Origin of the sequence: Caballeronia sp. GACF4 (assembly GCF_023631025.1) — a bacterium.
Classification (GTDB): Bacteria; Pseudomonadota; Gammaproteobacteria; order Burkholderiales; family Burkholderiaceae; genus Caballeronia.
Genome location: NZ_JALQDW010000026.1, coordinates 167681 through 187136 on the forward strand (window position 1 = coordinate 167681; position 19456 = coordinate 187136).

General features: G+C 63.9%; 11 protein-coding genes. 5 read left to right on the forward strand and 6 right to left on the reverse strand.

What is annotated here, in order from left to right:
• Nucleotide 1 precedes the first annotated feature (1 nt).
• Nucleotides 2-1390 carry an L-lactate MFS transporter gene (locus NCR40_RS24695; protein WP_250510950.1) on the reverse strand — a complete coding sequence of 463 codons (1389 nt, stop codon included), beginning with the start codon at nucleotides 1388-1390 and terminating at the stop codon, nucleotides 2-4.
• 383 nt (nucleotides 1391-1773) lie between these two features.
• On the opposite strand from NCR40_RS24695, the gene adh reads away from it, so the two are divergent.
• The gene (gene adh / locus NCR40_RS24700; protein WP_244830945.1) at nucleotides 1774-3294 is read left to right on the forward strand and encodes an aldehyde dehydrogenase; all 1521 of its coding nucleotides are present in this window, start codon (nucleotides 1774-1776) and stop codon (nucleotides 3292-3294) included.
• 68 nt (nucleotides 3295-3362) lie between these two features.
• A complete protein-coding gene (locus NCR40_RS24705) occupies nucleotides 3363-3752 on the forward strand; it encodes a DUF779 domain-containing protein (RefSeq protein WP_244830944.1) in 390 nt (129 codons plus the stop codon).
• A gap of 3 nt (nucleotides 3753-3755) precedes the next feature.
• Here the strand turns inward: NCR40_RS24705 and NCR40_RS24710 are convergent, their stop codons facing one another.
• The 4 genes from NCR40_RS24710 to NCR40_RS24725 all read right to left on the reverse strand — a co-directional run bounded on the left by NCR40_RS24710 (nucleotide 3756) and on the right by NCR40_RS24725 (nucleotide 7552).
• Complete coding sequence (locus tag NCR40_RS24710; protein ID WP_250510951.1) at nucleotides 3756-4544, reverse strand: enoyl-CoA hydratase; 789 nt, start codon at nucleotides 4542-4544, stop codon at nucleotides 3756-3758.
• A gap of 13 nt (nucleotides 4545-4557) precedes the next feature.
• Nucleotides 4558-6201: an acyl-CoA synthetase gene (locus tag NCR40_RS24715; protein WP_250510952.1), complete on the reverse strand. Its 1644-nt coding sequence runs from the start codon at nucleotides 6199-6201 to the stop codon at nucleotides 4558-4560.
• A gap of 64 nt (nucleotides 6202-6265) precedes the next feature.
• Nucleotides 6266-6898 (reverse strand): glutathione S-transferase family protein, encoded by a 633-nt coding sequence (locus NCR40_RS24720; protein ID WP_250494474.1) that lies wholly within the window; start codon nucleotides 6896-6898, stop codon nucleotides 6266-6268.
• Between the two features lie 27 nt (nucleotides 6899-6925).
• Nucleotides 6926-7552: a glutathione S-transferase family protein gene (locus tag NCR40_RS24725; protein WP_250510953.1), complete on the reverse strand. Its 627-nt coding sequence runs from the start codon at nucleotides 7550-7552 to the stop codon at nucleotides 6926-6928.
• Between the two features lie 182 nt (nucleotides 7553-7734).
• Here NCR40_RS24725 and recC point away from each other — a divergent pair, with 182 nt between their 5' ends.
• From recC to recD, 3 genes are read left to right on the forward strand one after another with little or no spacing between them, the layout of a single operon-like run.
• A complete protein-coding gene (gene recC, locus NCR40_RS24730) occupies nucleotides 7735-11295 on the forward strand; it encodes an exodeoxyribonuclease V subunit gamma (RefSeq protein WP_250510954.1) in 3561 nt (1186 codons plus the stop codon).
• The gene (recB, locus tag NCR40_RS24735) at nucleotides 11292-15014 is read left to right on the forward strand and encodes an exodeoxyribonuclease V subunit beta (protein ID WP_250510955.1); all 3723 of its coding nucleotides are present in this window, start codon (nucleotides 11292-11294) and stop codon (nucleotides 15012-15014) included. The genes recC and recB overlap by 4 nt, the downstream gene beginning before the upstream one ends.
• A complete protein-coding gene (gene recD, locus NCR40_RS24740) occupies nucleotides 15011-17128 on the forward strand; it encodes an exodeoxyribonuclease V subunit alpha (RefSeq protein WP_250510956.1) in 2118 nt (705 codons plus the stop codon). The genes recB and recD overlap by 4 nt, the downstream gene beginning before the upstream one ends.
• Here recD and NCR40_RS24745 read toward each other — a convergent pair.
• Entirely contained in the window at nucleotides 17125-19422 is a 2298-nt protein-coding gene (locus NCR40_RS24745) for an FdhF/YdeP family oxidoreductase (RefSeq protein ID WP_250469209.1), read from the reverse strand. The two genes, recD and NCR40_RS24745, sit on opposite strands and share 4 nt — an antisense overlap.
• Nucleotides 19423-19456 lie beyond the last annotated feature (34 nt).

The window sequence follows — 19456 nt, forward strand, 5'->3', positions numbered from 1 at the left end:
CTTAGCCAGCAGTTCTCATGTGATGGCTTTCATCCACCCGCTTCACGAGCAGGTTGCAGATAAAGCCGATCACGAGCAGCACTGCCATGATGTGCAGCGTCATCGTGTAGGCATCCGCTTTCGCGACGCCATGCGCCACTTCGTACGCACGGATGTAGTTGACGAGCACCGGTCCCGCGATGCCCGCCGCCGCCCACGCGGTCAAGAGCCGTCCGTGAATGCCGCCGACGAAGGCCGTGCCGAACATGTCCGCGAGATACGCCGGAATGGTCGCGAATCCGCCGCCGTACATCGACAGGATCACGCCGTAAGCCGCGACGAAAAGCGCGATGTTCCCTGACTGCGCGAACTGCGGCACGAGAAAGTACAGCACGGCGCCGAGCGCGAAGAACACGAAGTATGTGTTCTTGCGCCCGAGCCAGTCCGACGCCGACGCCCACACGAAACGCCCGCCCATGTTGAAGAGCGACAGCAAGCCGACGAAGCCCGCCGCAGCGCCCGCCGTGATCGATGTCTTGAAGCTTTCCTGAATCATCACCGAAGCCTGCCCGAGCACGCCGATGCCCGCCGTCACGTTCAGGAACAGCACGAGCCACAGCAGATAAAACTGCGGCGTCTTGAGCGCTTGATCGATATGCACGTGGCTCTTCGTGATCATCTTGTTCGACGTCGCGGGCGGGGTCCAGCCTGCCGGTTTCCAGTCGGCGGGCGGGACGCGAATGGCGAGCGCGCCAATGGTCATCGAGATGAAATACAGCACGCCGAGCACGACGAAGGTCTCGGTCACGCCGACGCTCGTCGCGCTCTTGAAGTGGTTCATCAAGGCGACCGAGCCGGGGGCCGCGATCATCGCGCCGCCGCCGAAGCCCATGATCGCCATGCCCGTTGCCATGCCGCGCCGGTCCGGAAACCAGCGGATCAACGTCGATACCGGCGATACATAACCCAGCCCCAGCCCGATTCCGCCGATCACGCCATAGCCGAGATACAGCAGCCAGATCTGATGCAGCGACACGCCGAGCGCAGACACGAGAAAACCGCCGCCGAAGCAGCAAGCGGCCGTGAACATGGTGCGGCGCGGACCGACCTTTTCGAGCCACTTGCCCGCGAATGCCGCCGACAGTCCCAGGAACACGATGGCCAGTGAAAAGATCCAGCCGAGTGTCGTGAGCGACCAGTCATCGGGCGCGGTCTGCGTAATGCCGATCACACGCGTGAGCGGCGCGTTGAACACCGAGAACGCGTAAGCCTGGCCAATACACAAGTGGACCGCGAGCGCGGCGGGCGGCACCATCCAGCGTGAGAAGCCGGGCCGCGCGATGGTCGCTTCCTTCGAAAAAAAACCATGTGGGCCGTGCGGCGCAGGCCTTGGATTGATCGTACTGTTCATTGTGGTCTCCTTTGCGCGTATCGATAAGCCATGTACGCGCTTCTGCTTTTACTTGAATTCACCCCACGCAAAATGTGCTCCAAGCCTTATGGAAACATTCAGTAAGGATGGACGTGACGTTAGACAAGAGCAATGCGCTTGGCAATATGAATCCCCGTGCCACAAGCGTTTGTCCTGACTCGGGTTGTGCCGCATCGCTACAGGGCACAACAAGTGTTCCGAAAATGGACAACGCGCCTCGCGGTCCGCCACGCGCTTCATCAAGCGCCATAAGCGTAGTTACGCGTATACCCCGAATGGCACGGAACTCGCAGATGTAAGCCGCCGGCGACAGCTATCGACATTGCGTCGGCCAACCATGTCGACATGCGAGGAGCACACAGATGAACCATGCGGAGATGCAGTTCCTGAGTACCGATTACCCGTACAAGAAGCAGTATGGAAACTTCATCGGCGGCAAGTGGACGCCGCCCGCGGGGGGAGAGTATTTCGACAATATTTCGCCGATCACGGGTGAGGCCTTCACCTCGATTCCCCGATCGCGCGAAGCCGATATCGAAGCAGCTCTCGACGCTGCCCATGCCGCCAAGACCGCATGGGGCAAGACTTCGGCGACCGAGCGCGCGAACCTGCTCCTGAAGATCGCGGATCGCATGGAAGCGAATCTGCAGCGTATCGCGGTGGCGGAAAGCATCGATAACGGCAAGCCGTTGCGTGAGACCATGGCGGCCGACATCCCGCTCGCCATCGATCACTTCCGCTATTTCGCGAGCGCCGTGCGCGCGCAGGAAGGCTCGATCTCGCAGATCGACGACGACACAGTCGCCTATCACTTCCACGAGCCGCTAGGCGTGGTCGGGCAGATCATTCCGTGGAACTTCCCCATTCTGATGGCCGTGTGGAAGCTCGCGCCCGCGCTCGCAGCGGGCAATTGCGTCGTGCTCAAGCCCGCCGAGCAGACGCCGGCATCTATCCTCGTTCTGCTCGAACTGATCGAAGACCTGCTGCCGCCGGGCATCGTCAACGTGGTGAACGGCTTCGGGCTGGAAGCGGGCAAGCCGCTCGCATCGAACAAGCGCATCTCGAAGATTGCGTTCACGGGCGAGACGACCACGGGCCGGCTCATCATGCAATACGCGAGTCAGAATCTGATTCCGGTGACGCTGGAACTGGGCGGCAAGAGCCCGAACATTTTCTTCGCCGATGTCCTCAACGCCGACGACAGTTTCTTCGACAAGGCGCTCGAAGGCTTCGCCATGTTCGCGCTGAATCAGGGCGAAGTGTGTACGTGCCCGTCGCGCGTGTTGATCGAGGAATCGATCTACGACCGCTTCATCGAACGTGCCCTCAAGCGCGTGGAAGCGATCACGCAAGGCCATCCGCTCGACAGCAAGACGATGATCGGCGCGCAGGCATCGCAGGAACAGCTCGAAAAGATCCTGTCATATATCGATCTTGGCAAGCAGGAAGGCGCCGAATGCCTGACTGGCGGCGAGCGTAACGCGCTGGGCGGCGAGCTCGAAAAAGGCTACTACATCAAGCCGACCGTGTTCCGTGGTCACAACAAGATGCGCATCTTCCAGGAGGAAATCTTCGGGCCGGTGGTCTCGGTGACGACCTTCAAGAACGAAGAGGAAGCGCTCGAAATCGCCAACGACACGCTGTACGGTCTCGGCGCGGGCGTGTGGACGCGCGATGGCACGCGTGCGTATCGCTTTGGCCGTGGCATTCAGGCGGGACGCGTGTGGACCAACTGCTATCACGCGTATCCGGCGCACGCGGCGTTCGGCGGCTACAAGCAATCGGGTATCGGACGCGAGAATCACAAGATGATGCTCGATCACTATCAGCAGACGAAGAACCTGCTCGTCAGCTATAGCGACAAGCCGCTCGGCTTCTTCTGATCCATCGGCTGTAAAACGGGGCCGCCGCTCACGCGGCGGTTCCGCTTCGAACAAATAACGGGGACATCATGAGCGAACAGGTAATAGAGCGCGTGATCGCGACGCCCGCGGCCATCGAACTGATCGGCAAGCTCAAGGCGGAACACGGCGAGATTCTGTTTCATCAGTCCGGCGGATGCTGCGACGGCAGCGCACCGATGTGCTTTCCCACCAACGAGTTCATGGTCGGCGGCTCGGACGTAAAGCTCGGCGAGATTGGCGGCGTGCCGTTCTACATGAGCGAATCGCAGTTCGAGTACTGGCAGCACACCCAGTTGATCATCGATTGCGTGCCGGGCAACGGCGGCATGTTTTCGCTGGAACGGCCTTCGGGTCTGCGCTTTCTCACGCGCTCCCGGCTTTACGACGATGCGGAAAACGCGTGGCTCGAACAGCATCCCGTGGAGCACGCGGGCTGAGCATTACTCGTTGCTCCAGCGCGCCGGACGTTTTTCGATAAACGCCTGCGTGCCTTCGAGCGCGTCGCCGTCCATCATGTTGCAGGCCATCGTCTCGGATGCAAGCGCGTACGCGTCTTCGATACCCGTCTCGATCTGCCGGTAAAACAGCCGCTTTCCCGCCGCAACCGCCGCGCGTGGCTTCTTCGCGATGCTCTTTGCAAGCGCGCTTACCGCTTCATCGAGCGCATCCGGTGAGGCAACCCGATTCACGAGCCCGCGTTCCAGAGCCGTGTGCGCGTCGATGAAATCGCCCGTCACGAGCATTTCGAACGCTTCCTTGCGCGACACGTTGCGCGACAACGCCACGCTCGGCGTCGCGCAGAATAGCCCCAGATTCACGCCCGATACCGCGAAGCGCGCCTCGCTCGATGCCACCGCGAGATCGCACATTGCAACGAGCTGACAACCCGCCGCCGTTGCAATGCCGTGCACGCGCGCGATTACCGGCTGCGGCATTTGCTGAATGGTCAGCATCATGCGCGAGCAGCGCTCGAAAAGCGCTCGGTAGTAATCGAGCGACGGCGCCGCGCGCATCTCCTTCAAGTCGTGCCCGGCGCAGAACGCACGGCCCGCGCCGCCAAGCACGACCACGCGCGCCTGCGATTGCGCGATGTCCTGCAACTCGCGTTCGAGTGCATCGAGCATGGCTTCGGAAAGCGCGTTGAACGCTTCGGGCCGGTTCAGCGTGAGCCTGACCGCGCCTTCGACGCCGTAGGCATCGGGTTCGGACATCACGAGCGCTTCGTTCATCGCGTTGTCTCCATCAAACGTCGATTGCCGCAACCGAGCCCGCGCGCTTGCGCAACTCGAACTTCTGTATCTTGCCGGTCGATGTCTTCGGCAACTCGCAGAATTCGATGGCGCGCGGCACCTTGAAGCCCGCCAGATGCTTCCTGCAATGCGCGATCAGTTCTTCCGCGCCGACCTCGGCGCCCGCCTTCAATTCGACGAACGCGCAAGGCGTTTCACCCCAGCGCGCATCGGGCTTCGCAACGACGGCGGCCGCCAGCACCGCCGGATGCCGGTACAACACGTCTTCCACTTCGATGCTCGATATGTTCTCGCCGCCCGAGATGATGATGTCCTTGCTGCGGTCCTTGATACGCACGTAGCCATCCGGATAAGCGACCGCTAGATCGCCCGTATGGAACCAGCCGCCGCGAAACGCTTCCTCGGTGGCGGGCACGTTCTTCAGATAACCCTTCATCGCGATGTTGCCGCGAAACATGATCTCGCCGATGGTCTCGCCATCCGCGGGAACGGGCTCCATGGTGACGGAATCGCGCACGCTCACCGCATCCTGCAAGTGGTAGCGCACGCCTTGCCGTGCATTGAGCCGCGCACGCTCGCCGATGTCGAGTTCGCTCCACTCGGCCTGCCGCGCGCAGACGGTCGCGGGACCGTAGACTTCGGTGAGCCCGTAGACATGCGTGAGTTCGAAGCCCAGGCGCTCCATGCCTTCGATCATCGCGGCGGGCGGCGCGGCCCCTGCGACCATGGCGTGGACCCTGTGCGCGATGCCCGTCTTCAGTTCGTCGGGCGCATTCACGAGCAAGTTCTGCACGATCGGCGCGCCGCAATAATGCGTGACGCCTTCGCGGCGAATGAGATCGAACACTGTCTTTGCATCGATACGGCGCAGACACACGTTCACGCCCGCGCGCGCCGCGACCGTCCACGGAAAACACCAGCCGTTGCAATGGAACATGGGCAGCGTCCACAAGTACACCGCGTGCTTCGGCATGTCCCATTCGAGGATATTGCTGAGCGCGTTGGTGTAGGCGCCGCGATGGTGATAGACCACGCCCTTCGGATTGCCCGTCGTGCCCGAGGTGTAATTCAGGCAGATGGCGTTCCATTCGTCCGATGGCGGCGACCATTCGCAGGCGGGGTCGCCGCTTGCCAGCAGGCTTTCGTAATCGATCTCGCCGATGCTTTCTCCCGCGCCGGTGTACTGCGGATCGTTCACGTCGATGACGAGCACGGGTTGCGGCACGCTTTTCAGCGCCTCGCGCATCACGCCGGAAAACTCGCGATCGACGATCACTGCTTTTGCCTCGCCATGCGTGAGCATGAAGGCAAGCGTCGCTGCATCGAGCCGCGTGTTCAGCGTGTTGAGCACGGCGCCCGTCATTGGCACGCCAAAGTGCGCTTCGACCATTTCGGGCGTGTTCGGCAGCATGGCGGCGACCGTATCGCCCAAGCCGATGCCACGCGAACTCAGCGCCGATGCAAGCCGCCGCGTGCGCGCGTAAGTCTCGCTCCAGTTGCGGCGCACGTCGCCATGCACGACGGCCGGCCGCGTCGGATACACCGTAGCGGCGCGCTCGATGAACATCAGCGGCGTGAGCACCGCGTAGTTGGCGGCGGTCTTGGGAAGCCCTTCGTTGTATTGGCCGGCTGTCATGGTCGTCTCCTCCGTGGCGGCGTGCTGTTTTATTCTGCTCGAGGCTCCCAATATTACATGTGCCTTAATTGTCGTCGAGCTTGATCTCGAAGCCGCGCTTCACGCCTTCGCGCGCGAATAGCGTGTCGTACCAGCGCTTGACGTTCGGATAGTCGTCGAGTGAAACCTGATGACGCTCGTGCCGCCACGCCCAGCCAAGAATGGCGAAATCCGCCACCGACAACGCGCCCGCGACGAATTCCACTTGCGCGAGCCGTCTGTCGAGCACGCCGTAGAGCCGGCGCGTTTCGTCCGAATAGCGTTTGAGGCCATAGCGCCGGTCGGCTTCCGCTTCCACGGCGCGAAAATGATGCACTTGTCCCGGCATGGGTCCGAAGCCGCCCATTTGCCACATGAGCCATTCGAGCACCGGTACGCGATCGCGCAGACTCGCGGGCAAGAACCGGCCCGTCTTCTCGCCGAGGTAAAGCAGAATCGCGCCGGATTCGAACACGCTGATCGGCTGTCCGTCCGGGCCGTCGGGATCGATAATCGCCGGAATCCGGTTGTTCGGGCTGATGCGCAAAAAATCCGGCGCGTGTTGCTCGCCCTTCGAGATGTTCACCGTTTTCACGGAGTAGGGCAGTTGCATTTCTTCCAGCGCGACGCTGATCTTGCGTCCGTTGGGCGTATTCCAGGTATGCAGTTCGATAGTCATGTCGATGCTTCAATGCCGGGTGGAAGTTCAGGTCAGCGGCGCCGAGACATGGCGCCGGAAGCCGTCGCGCGAAGCCTGTTGCCCATACCAGCGTTCGAGCTCCGGCAGCGTCGGGCGCGCAAGTTCCGCGATTCCGAACCAGCGCCGCGCATACGCCGCGATGACGATATCCGCGAGTGTGAAGGTACTGCCTTCGAAATACTCGCGCCCTTCGAGATGCGCGTCGACCATGCGCCAGAGTTTCTCGACTTCGCGCGCGGCGCTATCGAGTTGAGCGGGGTCGCGCTCGGCTGCGGGCGTGCGCACGTAGCCCCAGGACACGGGCCGCTCGGCGGGTTGCAGCGTGGAAAGCGCCCAGTCCAGCCAGCGGTCCACGCTCGCTCGCACCTTCGGTTCCGCCGGATAGAGCGCCTGATTCTGCCCGTACTGCATCGCGAGATAGCGAATGATGGAATTCGATTCCCACAACACGAAGTCGTCGTCGACGAGCGTGGGGACGCGGCCGGTCGGATTCATCGCGAGATAGTCGGGTTCGTTGTTGCGCCCGAATTGCAGCCCCGCGTCGATGCGCTCGTAAGCGAGCCCGAGTTCGTCGCAGCACCATAGCACTTTGTGTACGTTGACCGAGTTGGCCCGGCCCCAGATCGTCAGCATGAGATGTCGTCTCCGTTGTCACAGCGTTCTTTTTTGCAAGCATAACGGTTAAGCGACGCGCCCGCGCTGTGCGGGCGCAAGCCGCGTGACGACGGTTTGTAGGTTACCCATGCGCGCGGGCCGCTGGCTGCGTCGCTTAGAATCGATGTCTTGTCGCCGTCGAACTCTTCACGGAGCCTTTTTTGAAGCCGAATTCGCTGTCGCCGGGGCTCATGCTCATCCACGGCAACCGCTCCGAGCGGCTGCGCGATCTGCTCGTCGAGTGGATGAAGCGCTATCCGCTCGCCCCGTTGGAAAACGAGATCATCCTCGTGCAAAGCAACGGTATCGCGCAGTGGCTCAAGCTGGCGCTCGCCGCGCATGTCGATGCCGCGAGCGGCGAGGGCGGTTGCGGTATCGCCGCCGCGCTCGATATCAGCCTGCCTTCGCGCTTCATTTGGCAAGCGTATCGCGCGGTGCTGGGCGCGGACGCGGTCGCGGAAGTCTCGCCGTTCGACAAGGCGCGCGTCGTCTGGCGGCTCATGCGCGTGGTGCCCGCGCTCGTCGGGCGCGAGGAATTCGAACCGCTGCGGCGCTTCATCCGTCATGACGACGATCGCCGCAAGCGCTTTCAACTGGCCGAGCGCATTGCCGATCTGTTCGATCAGTATCAGATGTATCGCGCGGACTGGCTCGCGAAGTGGGCCTCGGGCGAGGATGTCGTGATCGACGCGCGCGGGCAGGCGCATGCGCTACCCGCCGAACAGCGTTGGCAGGCGGCGCTCTGGCGCGCGCTGCTGGCCGATGTCGAACAGAGCCCGCACGACAATCCCAACGAAATCTCGTCGCTCGGCGGCCGCGCGGCGGTCCACGAGGCCTTCATGCAGCGCGCAGCGAGCTGGCCGGAAGGCAAGCGGCCGGCGGGCTTGCCGCGCCGCATCGTGGTGTTCGGCATATCGAGTCTGCCGCGTCAGTCCTTGGAAGCGCTGGCGGCGTTGTCGCGCTGGTCGCAGGTGCTCATGTGCGTGCCGAATCCGTGCGCGCATTACTGGGCCGACATCGTGCCCGACAAGGAGTTGCTGCGCGCCTCGCACGCGCGGCAGACGCGTCGCGAAGGCGCGCCCGCCGAATTGCAGCCGGAACAGTTGCATCTGCATGCGCATCCGCTGCTTGCGTCGTGGGGCAAGCAGGGACGCGACTTCATCGGCTTGCTGGACGAATTCGACAGCGCCGAGGCGCGCGAGAGCTATAGCCCGCAATTCGCGAGTATCGGGCAGCGTATCGATCTCTTCGAAGAGCGCGAAGCCGACACCATGCTGCAGCAGTTGCAGGACGATATCCGCGACCTTCGGCCGGTGCGGGAAAGCCGCGACCACTGGCCCGAAGTAGACCCGGAGTTCGATACGTCGATACGCTTTCATATCGCGCATAGCCCGCAGCGCGAGGTCGAGATCCTGCACGATCAGTTGCTCGCCGCGTTCAATGCGGACCCGCAATTGAGGCCGCGCGACATCATCGTGATGGTGCCGGATATCGAAACCTACGCGCCGCATATTCAGGCGGTGTTCGGTCTCTTCGAGCGCAGCGATCCGCGCTACATTCCATTCAGCGTGGCCGATCGCGGACAGCGCGCCGCCGATCCGCTGCTCGGCGCGCTCGAGGCGTTGCTCGGCCTGCCGCAATCGCGCTTCGCGGTGAGCGATCTGCTCGATCTGCTCGACGTGCCCGCGTTGCGCCGCCGTTTCGGCATGGAGGAAAGCGATTTGCCGCGTCTGCGTTCGTGGATTCGCGGCGCCAACGTGCGCTGGGGTCTGCATGCCGAACAGCGCGCGAGTCTCGGCTTGCCGCGCGATCAGGCAAGCGCCGCGCCGCATACGTGGGCGTTCGGGTTGCGCCGCATGCTGCTCGGCTACGCCGTCGGTAGCGATGCGCAAGCGTGGAACGACATCGAACCGTTCGGCGAAGTCGGCGGCCTTGATGCCGCGTTGCTCGGGCCGCTCGTGCGCCTTCTGGATGCGCTCGATCACACCTGGCGCAGTCTGCGCGAGCCGGCCACCGTGCCTGTCTGGTGCGAACGCCTGCGCGCGCTGCGCGTCGCGTTCTTCGAGAGCGACGACGCCGAAGACGCCTACACGTTCGCGCGTCTCGACAACGTGCTGCAGGACTGGCTCGACACCTGCAACGAAGCGGGCCTCGACGATGAATTGCCGCTTTCCGTCGTCGGCGACTACTGGCTTTCGCAACTCGACCAGGGCGCGCTGTCGCAGCGCTTCTTCGCGGGTGCGGTGACCTTCGCGACCCTCATGCCGATGCGCGCCATTCCGTTCCGTCACGTCTGCCTGCTCGGCATGAACGACGGCGACTATCCGCGCGCGCGCGTGCCGATGGACTTCGACCTGATGCGCGGCTACTACCGGCCGGGCGACCGCTCGCGTCGCGAGGACGACCGTTATCTGCTGCTCGAAGCGGTGTTGTCGGCGCGCGATTATCTGTATGTTTCGTGGGTCGGGCGCAGCATCAACGACAACAGCGAGCGGCCGCCCTCGGTGCTGATCGGGCAACTGCGCGATCATCTGGCGCAAGGCTGGCGTCTCTTCGACGAAGACGCATCGCTCGTGAATGCGCTGACCGTGGAGCATCGCCTGCAACCGTTCAGCGCGGATTACTTCAACGCGGACGACGAGGCATCGCCGCTCTTTACCTATGCGGCCGAATGGCGGGCGTCGGGCCGACCGGGGCACGCCCAATCCGATGACACGCCGCTTGCAACGCTCGCGCCGCTCGTGCGCGAAGAGCCGCTCACGCTGCGCGAACTCGCCGACTTTCTGAAGAATCCGGTGCGCCAGTTCTTCCGGCAACGTCTGCGCGTGTCGTTCGAAGTGGAGCAGATGGCGAGCGAGGACGACGAGCCTTTCGAGCTCGATGCGCTCGCCATCTGGAAGCTTCAGGACGAACTGATCCGCGCGCAGGCATCGATATTGAACGAAATGGGCGCGTTGCAAGAAGGCGCGCTGGAAGAAGCCCGCGAAACCCGCATGGCGATGATCCGCCGCCGTGGCGACCTGGCGACGGGCGGCTTCGGCGACATCGCGAGCGGCAAGCTGCTCGAACCGATGGACAAGCTCTTCGAAGCGTGGCGCAAGGAGGTCGAGCGCTGGCCGGTGGCTATGGAGCGCGATCGCGAAGTGCGCTTCACGACCGAAGGCGCGACGCAGACGCTCGCGCTCGCGGATTGGCTCGGCAACTGGCGCGCCGACGCCGATGGCCGCGAGGCACGCCTCATCATGGAAACGCGCGAACTCGTTTCGGGCAAGGCGTATAGGTATGCAAGGCTCACAAGCGCATGGGTGGAACACCTCGCGGCGAATCTCGCTGGACGCGAGGTAACGACCGTGATCGTCAGCAAGAAGGGTGTCGTCGAGTTCGCGCCGCTCGAGGCGAGCGTGGCGCGGCGACATATGACCACGCTTCTGCAGGTCTGGGAGCGCGGCATGACGCGGCCGCTGCCGTTCGCGCTGGAATCCGCGCTCGAGTGGCTTTTCAAACATCGCAGCGAGGCCGCCGAAGCGCACGGCGCCGCGCGCCGCAAGTACGAAGGCGACGACTACAACAAGGGCGAAGTGCAGAAAAATGCCTCGCTGCTGCGTGCGTATCCCCACTTCGCCGCGCTCGCGGCAAGCGGCGAATTCGCGGAACTGGCGGAGCATCTGCTCGACCCGCTCGTCTCCACCGTGGTCAAGAAAGAGAAGGCTGCCAAGGCATGAACGCATTCGATTCGCAGACCGTCCAGCCGCTCGATCCACTGCGTTTTCCGCTTGCGGGGCGCAGTCTGATCGAGGCGAGCGCGGGCACGGGCAAGACTTTCACCATCGCTATGCTGTATGTGCGGCTCGTGCTCGGCCACGATCCCGGCAACGACGCGGCGCGCCCGCTCACGCCGCCCGAGATCCTCGTCGTCACCTTCACCGATGCCGCGACCAAGGAACTGCGCGGCCGTATCCGCGCGCGTCTGACCGAAGCGGCGCGCTACTTCCAGCAAGACGCAAACGAGATCGAAGCGCTCGACCCTGGCGACGAAGACCTGCTGCACGCATTGCGCGAAGAATACGAGCCCGAAGCGTGGCCTGCCTGCGCGCGCCGGCTCCAACTCGCGGCCGAATGGATGGACGAGGCGGCGGTGTCGACCATTCACGCGTGGTGCAACCGCATGCTGCGCGAGCATGCGTTCGATAGCGACAGCCTCTTCGACCAGACGCTCGAAACCGATCAAAGCGATCTGCTGGCGCAAGTCGTGCGAGATTACTGGCGCACGTTTTTAGCGCCGCTCGACGAACGCCGCGCGGAAACGGTGGCCACGTGGGTATCCGGTCCGCGCGAGTTGCAAAAGACGCTGCGCAATCTCATCGACCTAGCCGAGCGTTTGCCCGATGCGCAAGCTCCCGCCGATGTGCTCGATGCGCGCGCCTTGCGTCTCGCGCAGATCAAGGAGCCGTGGAAGACGTGGCCCGAGATCATGGGCGAGTTGATCGATCAGGCGCGGCTTGCCAAGCGGTTCAAGCCGCGCAGTTACGGCAAAAGCGATTGCGACCGCTGGCTCAGGACGCTCGTCGAATGGGCGCACGACCCGCACGCGCTCATGCCCGATCTGACGAGCACCGCGTGGTCACGGCTGACGCCCACCGCGCTCGCGGAGCATTGCGAAGGCGAGCCGCCGTCGCATGAAGCCTTCGAAGCCATGCTGACCTTGCAGGCCGATCTCATCGCACTCGAAGCGAGCCGCACCGAGATTCTCACGCACGCGGCGCGTTGGGTCGCGGAACGCTTTGCGGGCGAACAGGCACGGCGCGCGCAAATGGGCTTCGACGATCTGCTCGCGCGGCTCGATGCCGCGTTGCATGGCGCGAACGGCGCGCGTCTAGCCGAAGTCATTCGTCATCAGTTTCCGGTCGCGCTGATCGACGAGTTCCAGGATACCGATCCCGTCCAGTACCGTATCTTCGATGCCGTCTATCACGCGCAAGACGCGGGACAGGCGCTCATCATGATCGGCGACCCGAAGCAGGCCATCTACGCTTTCCGCGGCGCGGACATCTACACGTATCTCGCCGCGCGCCGCGCGCCGGGCACGCAACTCTTCACGCTCGCGAAGAACTTCCGCTCGACGGCCGCCATGGTCGATGCCGCCAACCATTGCTTCGACATGGCCGAAGCGCGCGCGGACGGCGAAGGCGCGTTCCTGTTTCGCAGCGGCGACGACAACCCGGTGCCGTTCATCAACGTGAGCGCGCAAGGCCGCGACGATGCGTTCGTCATCGATGGCGAAACGCCACGCGCGCTCACCGTCTGGTGCCTGCCGCCCAGCGACGACGGCAAGCCGACGAGCAAGACCGCCTACATTCAGCGGATGGCGCCGGGCTGCGCAAGCGAAATTGTGCGTTTGCTCAACCTTGGGCAGCGCGGCGAAGCGGGCTTCGAGGGATCGCGTGGCCGCCGTTCGCTCTCTCCCGCCGATCTCGCCGTGCTCGTCAACAACCGCACCGAAGCCGAAGCCATCCGGCGGGAGTTGCGCGCGCGCGGCGTGCGTTCGGTGTATCTGTCAGACAAGGACTCGGTATTCGCGAGTGACCAGGCGGGCGAACTCGTGCATTGGCTTGCCGCCTGCGCCGAACCGGAAGACGGACGCCTCGTGCGCGCCGCGCTTTCCACGCCGACGCTCGGACTCGACTTCGGCGAACTCGACGCGCTCTTCAGCAACGAAACGCAATGGGAAGCGTGCGTGCTGCAATTTCGCGGCTATCGCGAAAGCTGGCGGCGTCAGGGCGTCTTGCCGATGCTGCGGCGCCTTCTCAACGACTTCGACGTGCCCGCGCGTCTTTTCGAACTGCAAGCCGGCAACGGCGAGCGCGTGCTGACCGACCTGCTGCATCTGGCCGAACTGCTGCAACAGGCAAGCGTGCTGATCGAAGGCGAGCACGGGTTGATCCGGCATCTGGTGGAAGAACACGAGGCGGCGCTCGAAGGCAGCGGCGGCGATGCGCGCCAGATGCGTCTGGAAAGCGACGGCGATCTCGTCAAGGTGGTGACCATCCACAAGTCGAAGGGGCTGGAGTATCCGCTCGTGTTTCTGCCTTTTGCGTGCGCGCATCGTGCGGTGACGCCGAAGGATCTGCCCTTGAAATGGCACGATGAAACCGGCGAGCTCAACGTTACGCTCGACGGCGACGAAGACATCCTCGTCAAGGCCGACGACGAACGCCTCGGGGAAGACCTGCGCAAGTTCTACGTGGCGCTGACGCGCGCGCGCTATGCGACGTGGATCGGCATGGCGCCGCTCGAAGCGCTCGAACGCAGCGCCATCGGTTATTTGACGGGCGGGCGGGAGCCTGTCGTCCCGGCCGAATTATTCGACCGGCTGAGCGATGTGTTCGGGGCATCGGCGAATATCGCGGTTTTGCCCGCGCCCGAGGCTCGCGCCGAGCGCCTTGCCGCGCGTGCCGAAACCGCGCTCGCCAGCGACGCCCGCAAGTCGGTGCGCGTGGTGCGCGAAGCCTGGTGGATTGCGAGCTTTTCGAGTCTCAAGACGTCGAGCGGCACGCATGCCGCGCCGGATACGCCGGTCGAAGACGTCTTCATCGAAACGCGCGATGCGCAAAGCGAAGCGTCGCAGGAAGAAGACGCCGATGCACCGCGCGCGGTGTCATCGTCCGGACGCACGCTGCATGACTTTCCGCGTGGCTCGGAGCAAGGCAGCTTCTTGCACGACTTGCTCGAATGGGCCGCGCAACAAGGCTTCCAACACACCGCCGACGACCCCTCCGCGTTACGCGAACTCGTCGCGCGGCGCTGCGCCGTGCGTGGCTGGGAGCGCTGGATCGCGCCGCTCACCGCGTGGATCTTGAAGATCGTATCGACGCGTTTCGTCGTGAAGGCCGCGCACGGCATGCGGGCGACTGCCATTGCGCTGGCGGACCTCGACACGTCGCTCGCCGAAATGGAGTTCTGGTTCGAGGCGCGGCACGTCGACACGACCGCCGTCGACCGGCTCGTGTGCGCGCATACGGCCGGCGGCGCCGCGCGGCCCACGCTCGAACACGCGCAACTCAACGGCATGCTGAAGGGCTTCATGGACCTCGTGTTCGAGCACGAAGGGCGCTATTACGTGGCGGACTATAAGTCGAACTGGCTCGGTCCGGACGATTCGGCCTACACGACCGAGCGCATTCGCGCGCAGATGCTGCGCTCGCGGTACGACCTGCAGTTCGTGCTTTACACGCTTGCGTTGCATCGGCTGCTCAAGGCGCGTCAGCCGGATTACGACTACGACGAGCATATCGGCGGCGCGGTTTATCTCTTCGTGCGCGGCCTCGACGCCCCGACTCAAGGTCTCTACGCCGAACGTCCGCCACGCGCGCTGATCGAGCAACTCGACGCGTTGTTCATGGGCGAGGCCCGCGCTGTCATCGCAGAAACGGAGTGGGAATGAGCCTTTTGCCGTCCGGCACGCAAGCCGAATTTTCCTTCGAAGAGAGCGAACCCACGCAATCCGTCTTCGATACGACCGAAGACACCGCGCATCTGCTCGATGCCTGGGTAAAGCGTGGATGGCTGCGTGAAGTCGATGCCGCATTCGCCCGTTTCCTCGCCCGCGAAGCCGCCGACGCGCACGGTCTGCTGATCCTCGCGGCGGCTTTGGCGAGCCATCAACTCGGACGCGGACACGCCTGCCTCGATCTCGCCGCGACGCTGGCCGATCCCGGCTTCGTGCTCTCGTTGCCGCCCGATGGCCATCTCGACCCGGACGCGAGCGACGACGAGGAAAAAGACCTGCTGCCATCCAAAGTGCTCGAAGGCGTGACACTCGCGTGCTGGCAGGAAGCGCTGGCGCATGCCGCGCTCGTCGGCCATGGCGCGGGTGCGACGCCGCTCGTGTTCACCGGCACGCGGCTTTATCTGCGGCGCTACTGGCGCTACGAACAGGACGTGTGCCGCGCCATTCGCGAACGGCTCGATGCCTCCGCGAACGCGCCCGATGCAGCCGCGTTGCGTGCCGCGCTCGACACGCTGTTTTCCTCCGCATCGGCGGCGACCGACTGGCAGAAGATCGCCTGCGCGCTCGCCGCCAAAAGCGCCTTCAGCATCGTGACGGGCGGGCCGGGCACGGGCAAGACCACGACCGTCGTCAAGCTACTGGCGTTATTGCAGGCACAGGCGCTTGCCACGGGCGGCGACGCGCGCGCGTTGCGCATTCGCCTCGCCGCACCAACGGGGAAGGCCGCCGCGCGTCTGAACGAATCGATCGCGGGCGCGGTCGCGCGACTGCCGCTCGATGCCTTCGCGAACGGCGCCGACATCCGCGCGGCGATCCCCGTCGCCGTGACCACGTTGCATCGCTTGCTCGGAACGGTGCCGGATTCGCGGCGCTTTCGGCATCATGCGGAGAATTTGCTGTCGCTCGATGTCCTCGTGATCGACGAAGCCTCCATGGTCGATCTGGAGATGATGAACGCCGTGCTCGCCGCGCTGCCGCCGGACGCGCGCCTGATCCTGCTCGGCGACAAGGACCAGCTTGCGTCCGTCGAAGCGGGCGCGGTACTCGGCGAATTGTGCAGACGCGCATCCAAGGCGCATTACACGCCCGCAACGCAAGCGTGGATCGAAGCGGCGACGGGCGAGCATATAGACGGCGAATTCATCGATGCGAACGGCAGCGCGCTCGACCAGTCCATCGCGATGCTGCGGGTGAGTCATCGCTTCTCGGCGGCGAGCGGTATCGGGCAACTCGCCGATGCGGTCAACAAGGGCGATGCGCTCGAAGTCCAGAAAGTCTGGTCGCATGGCCACGACGATCTCGCCTTCGTCGAATGTCCGCCGGATAGCGACGCGGTACTGAAGGCGCTCGCCGTGGAAGGCACGGCGGGGCACGCCAGCGAAGTACCGGAGCGCCAGGGTTATCGTCACTATCTGCAAACGATGCGCGAGCGGCAGCCCGCCCACGACGCCGACGCCGCCGCCTTCGACGCATGGGCGCGCGCGGTGCTTCACGCTCACGACGCATTTCAGTTGCTGTGCGCGCTGCGTCGCGGTGCGTGGGGCGTGGAAGGGCTGAACAAGCGCATTGCACGCATGCTGCACGAGGAAGGCTTGATTGCCGCGAACGCGGAGTGGTATCTCGGCCGCCCGGTGCTCGTGACGCGCAACGATTACGAGCTTGGGCTCATGAACGGCGATATCGGCATCACGCTTGCCTTGCCGGTGCACGATGGCACCTGGAGCCTGCGCGTAGCCTTCGCCGCGGGCGATGGCAGCGAACGCATTCGCTGGGTGCTGCCAAGCCGTCTGCAAGCCGTGGAGACCGTCTTCGCGCTCACGGTGCACAAGTCGCAAGGCTCCGAGTTCACGCATGCGGCGCTCGTGCTGCCCGAGCGCTTGAGCCCCGTGCTGACGCGCGAGCTGGTCTATACCGGCATTACTCGGGCGCGGCGTTTTCTCACGATCGCGAGCGCGGGCGGCAAGAGTGTCGTCGAGAGCGCGGTGCAGGCGCGCGTGCTGCGGGCGAGCGGCTTGTCGGCGGGCTTCGGGACGCAGGCATCGGATTAGGCGGCCGCTGCTTTCGCTATGCGCACAGGCACCGACTTGTACGATGGTGTGCCGCTTTCCTTGTCGATGTAGTCGAGCGGCACCAGCACGTTCGCCTCGGGATAATAAGCCCCGATGGAGCCGCGAGCGATCTTGTACGCGATGACCGTGAAGCCCGCGAGCTTCTGCGTGCCATCGTTGGCATGGCCAGGCAGGGCCGTTTCGACATCGACGACATCTCCATGTTCGAGCTGCTGCACGGCCATGTCCGCTTCGTTCATGAAGATCACATCGCGACGGCCGAACACGCCGCGATAGCGGTCGTCGAGTCCGTAGATCGTCGTGTTGTATTGGTCGTGGCTGCGCAAGGTCGTGAGCTTGAGCACGTCGTCGGCTTCGAGCGCGTTCTCTTCGTTCAGTCCGCCAAAGGTGATGAACTCCGCTTTGCCCGATGGCGTCGTCCACACGCGTTCGGTCGGCGGCAAGGGCAGGCGGAAACCGCCCGGTATGCGAATCCGCTCGTTAAAGCGCTCGAAGCCTGAGAATACGGCTTCGATGCCATCGCGGATGCGGTCGTAGTCGGCAATCATGTCGAGCCAGCGCACTTTGCTATGCAAGAGCGTCGCCTGCGCAATGCCCGCGATGATCGCAGGCTCCGAGCGCAACGAAGGCGACGCGGGCGGCAGCTTGCCGCGCGAGGCATGCACCATCGACATCGAATCCTCGACGGTCACGGCTTGCGCGCCGCTCGCCTGCTCGTCCATCTCCGTGCGCCCGAGACAAGGGAAGATGAACGATTCCTTGCCCGTGAGAAGGTGATTGCGATTGAGCTTGGTGTTGATGTGCACGGCAAGATCGAGCTTGCGCATGGCGGCGAAGCATTTGGTCGAGTCGGGCAGGGCGACCGAGAAATTGCCGCCCAGACAAAACAGCGCCTTAGATTTGCCATCGAGAATGGCCTGAATCGCGCGCACGGCGTCGTGCCCATGCGCCTTGGGCGGCACGAAGCCGTAAGTCGCTTCCATGCGCGTGAGCATGTCGGCGGGCGGCTTTTCGGTGATGCCGACCGTGCGATTGCCCTGCACGTTCGAATGTCCGCGCAACGGACAGATGCCCGCGCCCGGCTTGCCGAAGTTGCCGCGCATGAACAGCAGATTGGCGATCTGATGCACGTTGGCCGTGCCCTTGCTGTGCTGCGTAATCCCCATGCCATACGTGACGATGGTCGCGTTCGACTTCACGTAGGCGCGCGCGACGAGTTCGAGTTCGTCGCGCGTGAGGCCGCTGGCTTTCTCGATATCGGCCCATTCGGTGGCGTGCAGATCGGCGACGAAGGCTTCGTAGCCGTTCGTGTGGCCTCGGATGAACTCATGGTCGATGACGGTGCCATCGGCATCGACGGCGTCGTCGAGCGCGATGATTGCCTTCTGAATGCCCTTGAGCGCCGCCGCATCTCCGCCCACTTTCACCTGATAGTACGAAGAGGCGATGTCCGTCGAACGCATGGTGGCCATTTCGACGGCGTCTTGGGGATCGGCGAAACGTTCCAGCGCGCGCTCGCGCAACGGATTGAACACGATGATGGGCACGCCGCGCCGCGCCATTTCCCACAGCGTGCCCATCATGCGAGGATGGTTCGTGCCGGGATTGTGTCCCATCGCGATGAGCAGTTCGCAATGATCGAAGTCTTCGAGCGAGACCGTTCCCTTGCCGATGCCGATCGATTGCGGCAAGCCGACGCTCGTCGCTTCGTGGCACATGTTCGAGCAGTCGGGGAAGTTGTTGCTGCCGTATTCGCGTGCGAAAAGCTGGTACAGGAAGGCTGCTTCGTTCGATGCGCGCCCCGACGTGTAGAACTCGGCTTCATCCGGCGAGGCGAGCGAACGCATGACTTCGCCGATGCGCTTGAACGCGGCGTCCCATTCGATGGCCTCGTATTTGTCCGTGATCTTGTTGTAGGCCATCGGATGCGTCAGGCGGCCTTCGTTTTCGAGGTCGTAGTCGGACCATTCAAGCAAAGACGTGACGGTGTGTCCGGCGAAGAATTCAGGCGGGACGCGCTTCTTGGTGGCTTCCCAAGTCACGGCCTTGGCGCCGTTCTCGCAGAACTGGAATGTCGAGCGATGCTCTTTATCCGGCCACGCGCAGCCGGGGCAGTCGAAGCCGTCGGGCTGATTGGTGCGCAAGAGCGTGAGCGGCGCCTTGAAGGCGTCCATTTGCTGCCGCACGGCGCGCGCGGTGGCGTTGAGCGCGCCCCAGCCGCCTGCCGGGCTGTCGTAGAGCTCGATGCCTTGCACTTTCCGATGATCTGCCATGACGACTCCCGGACGTTGATAGCGTTGCTGCCAT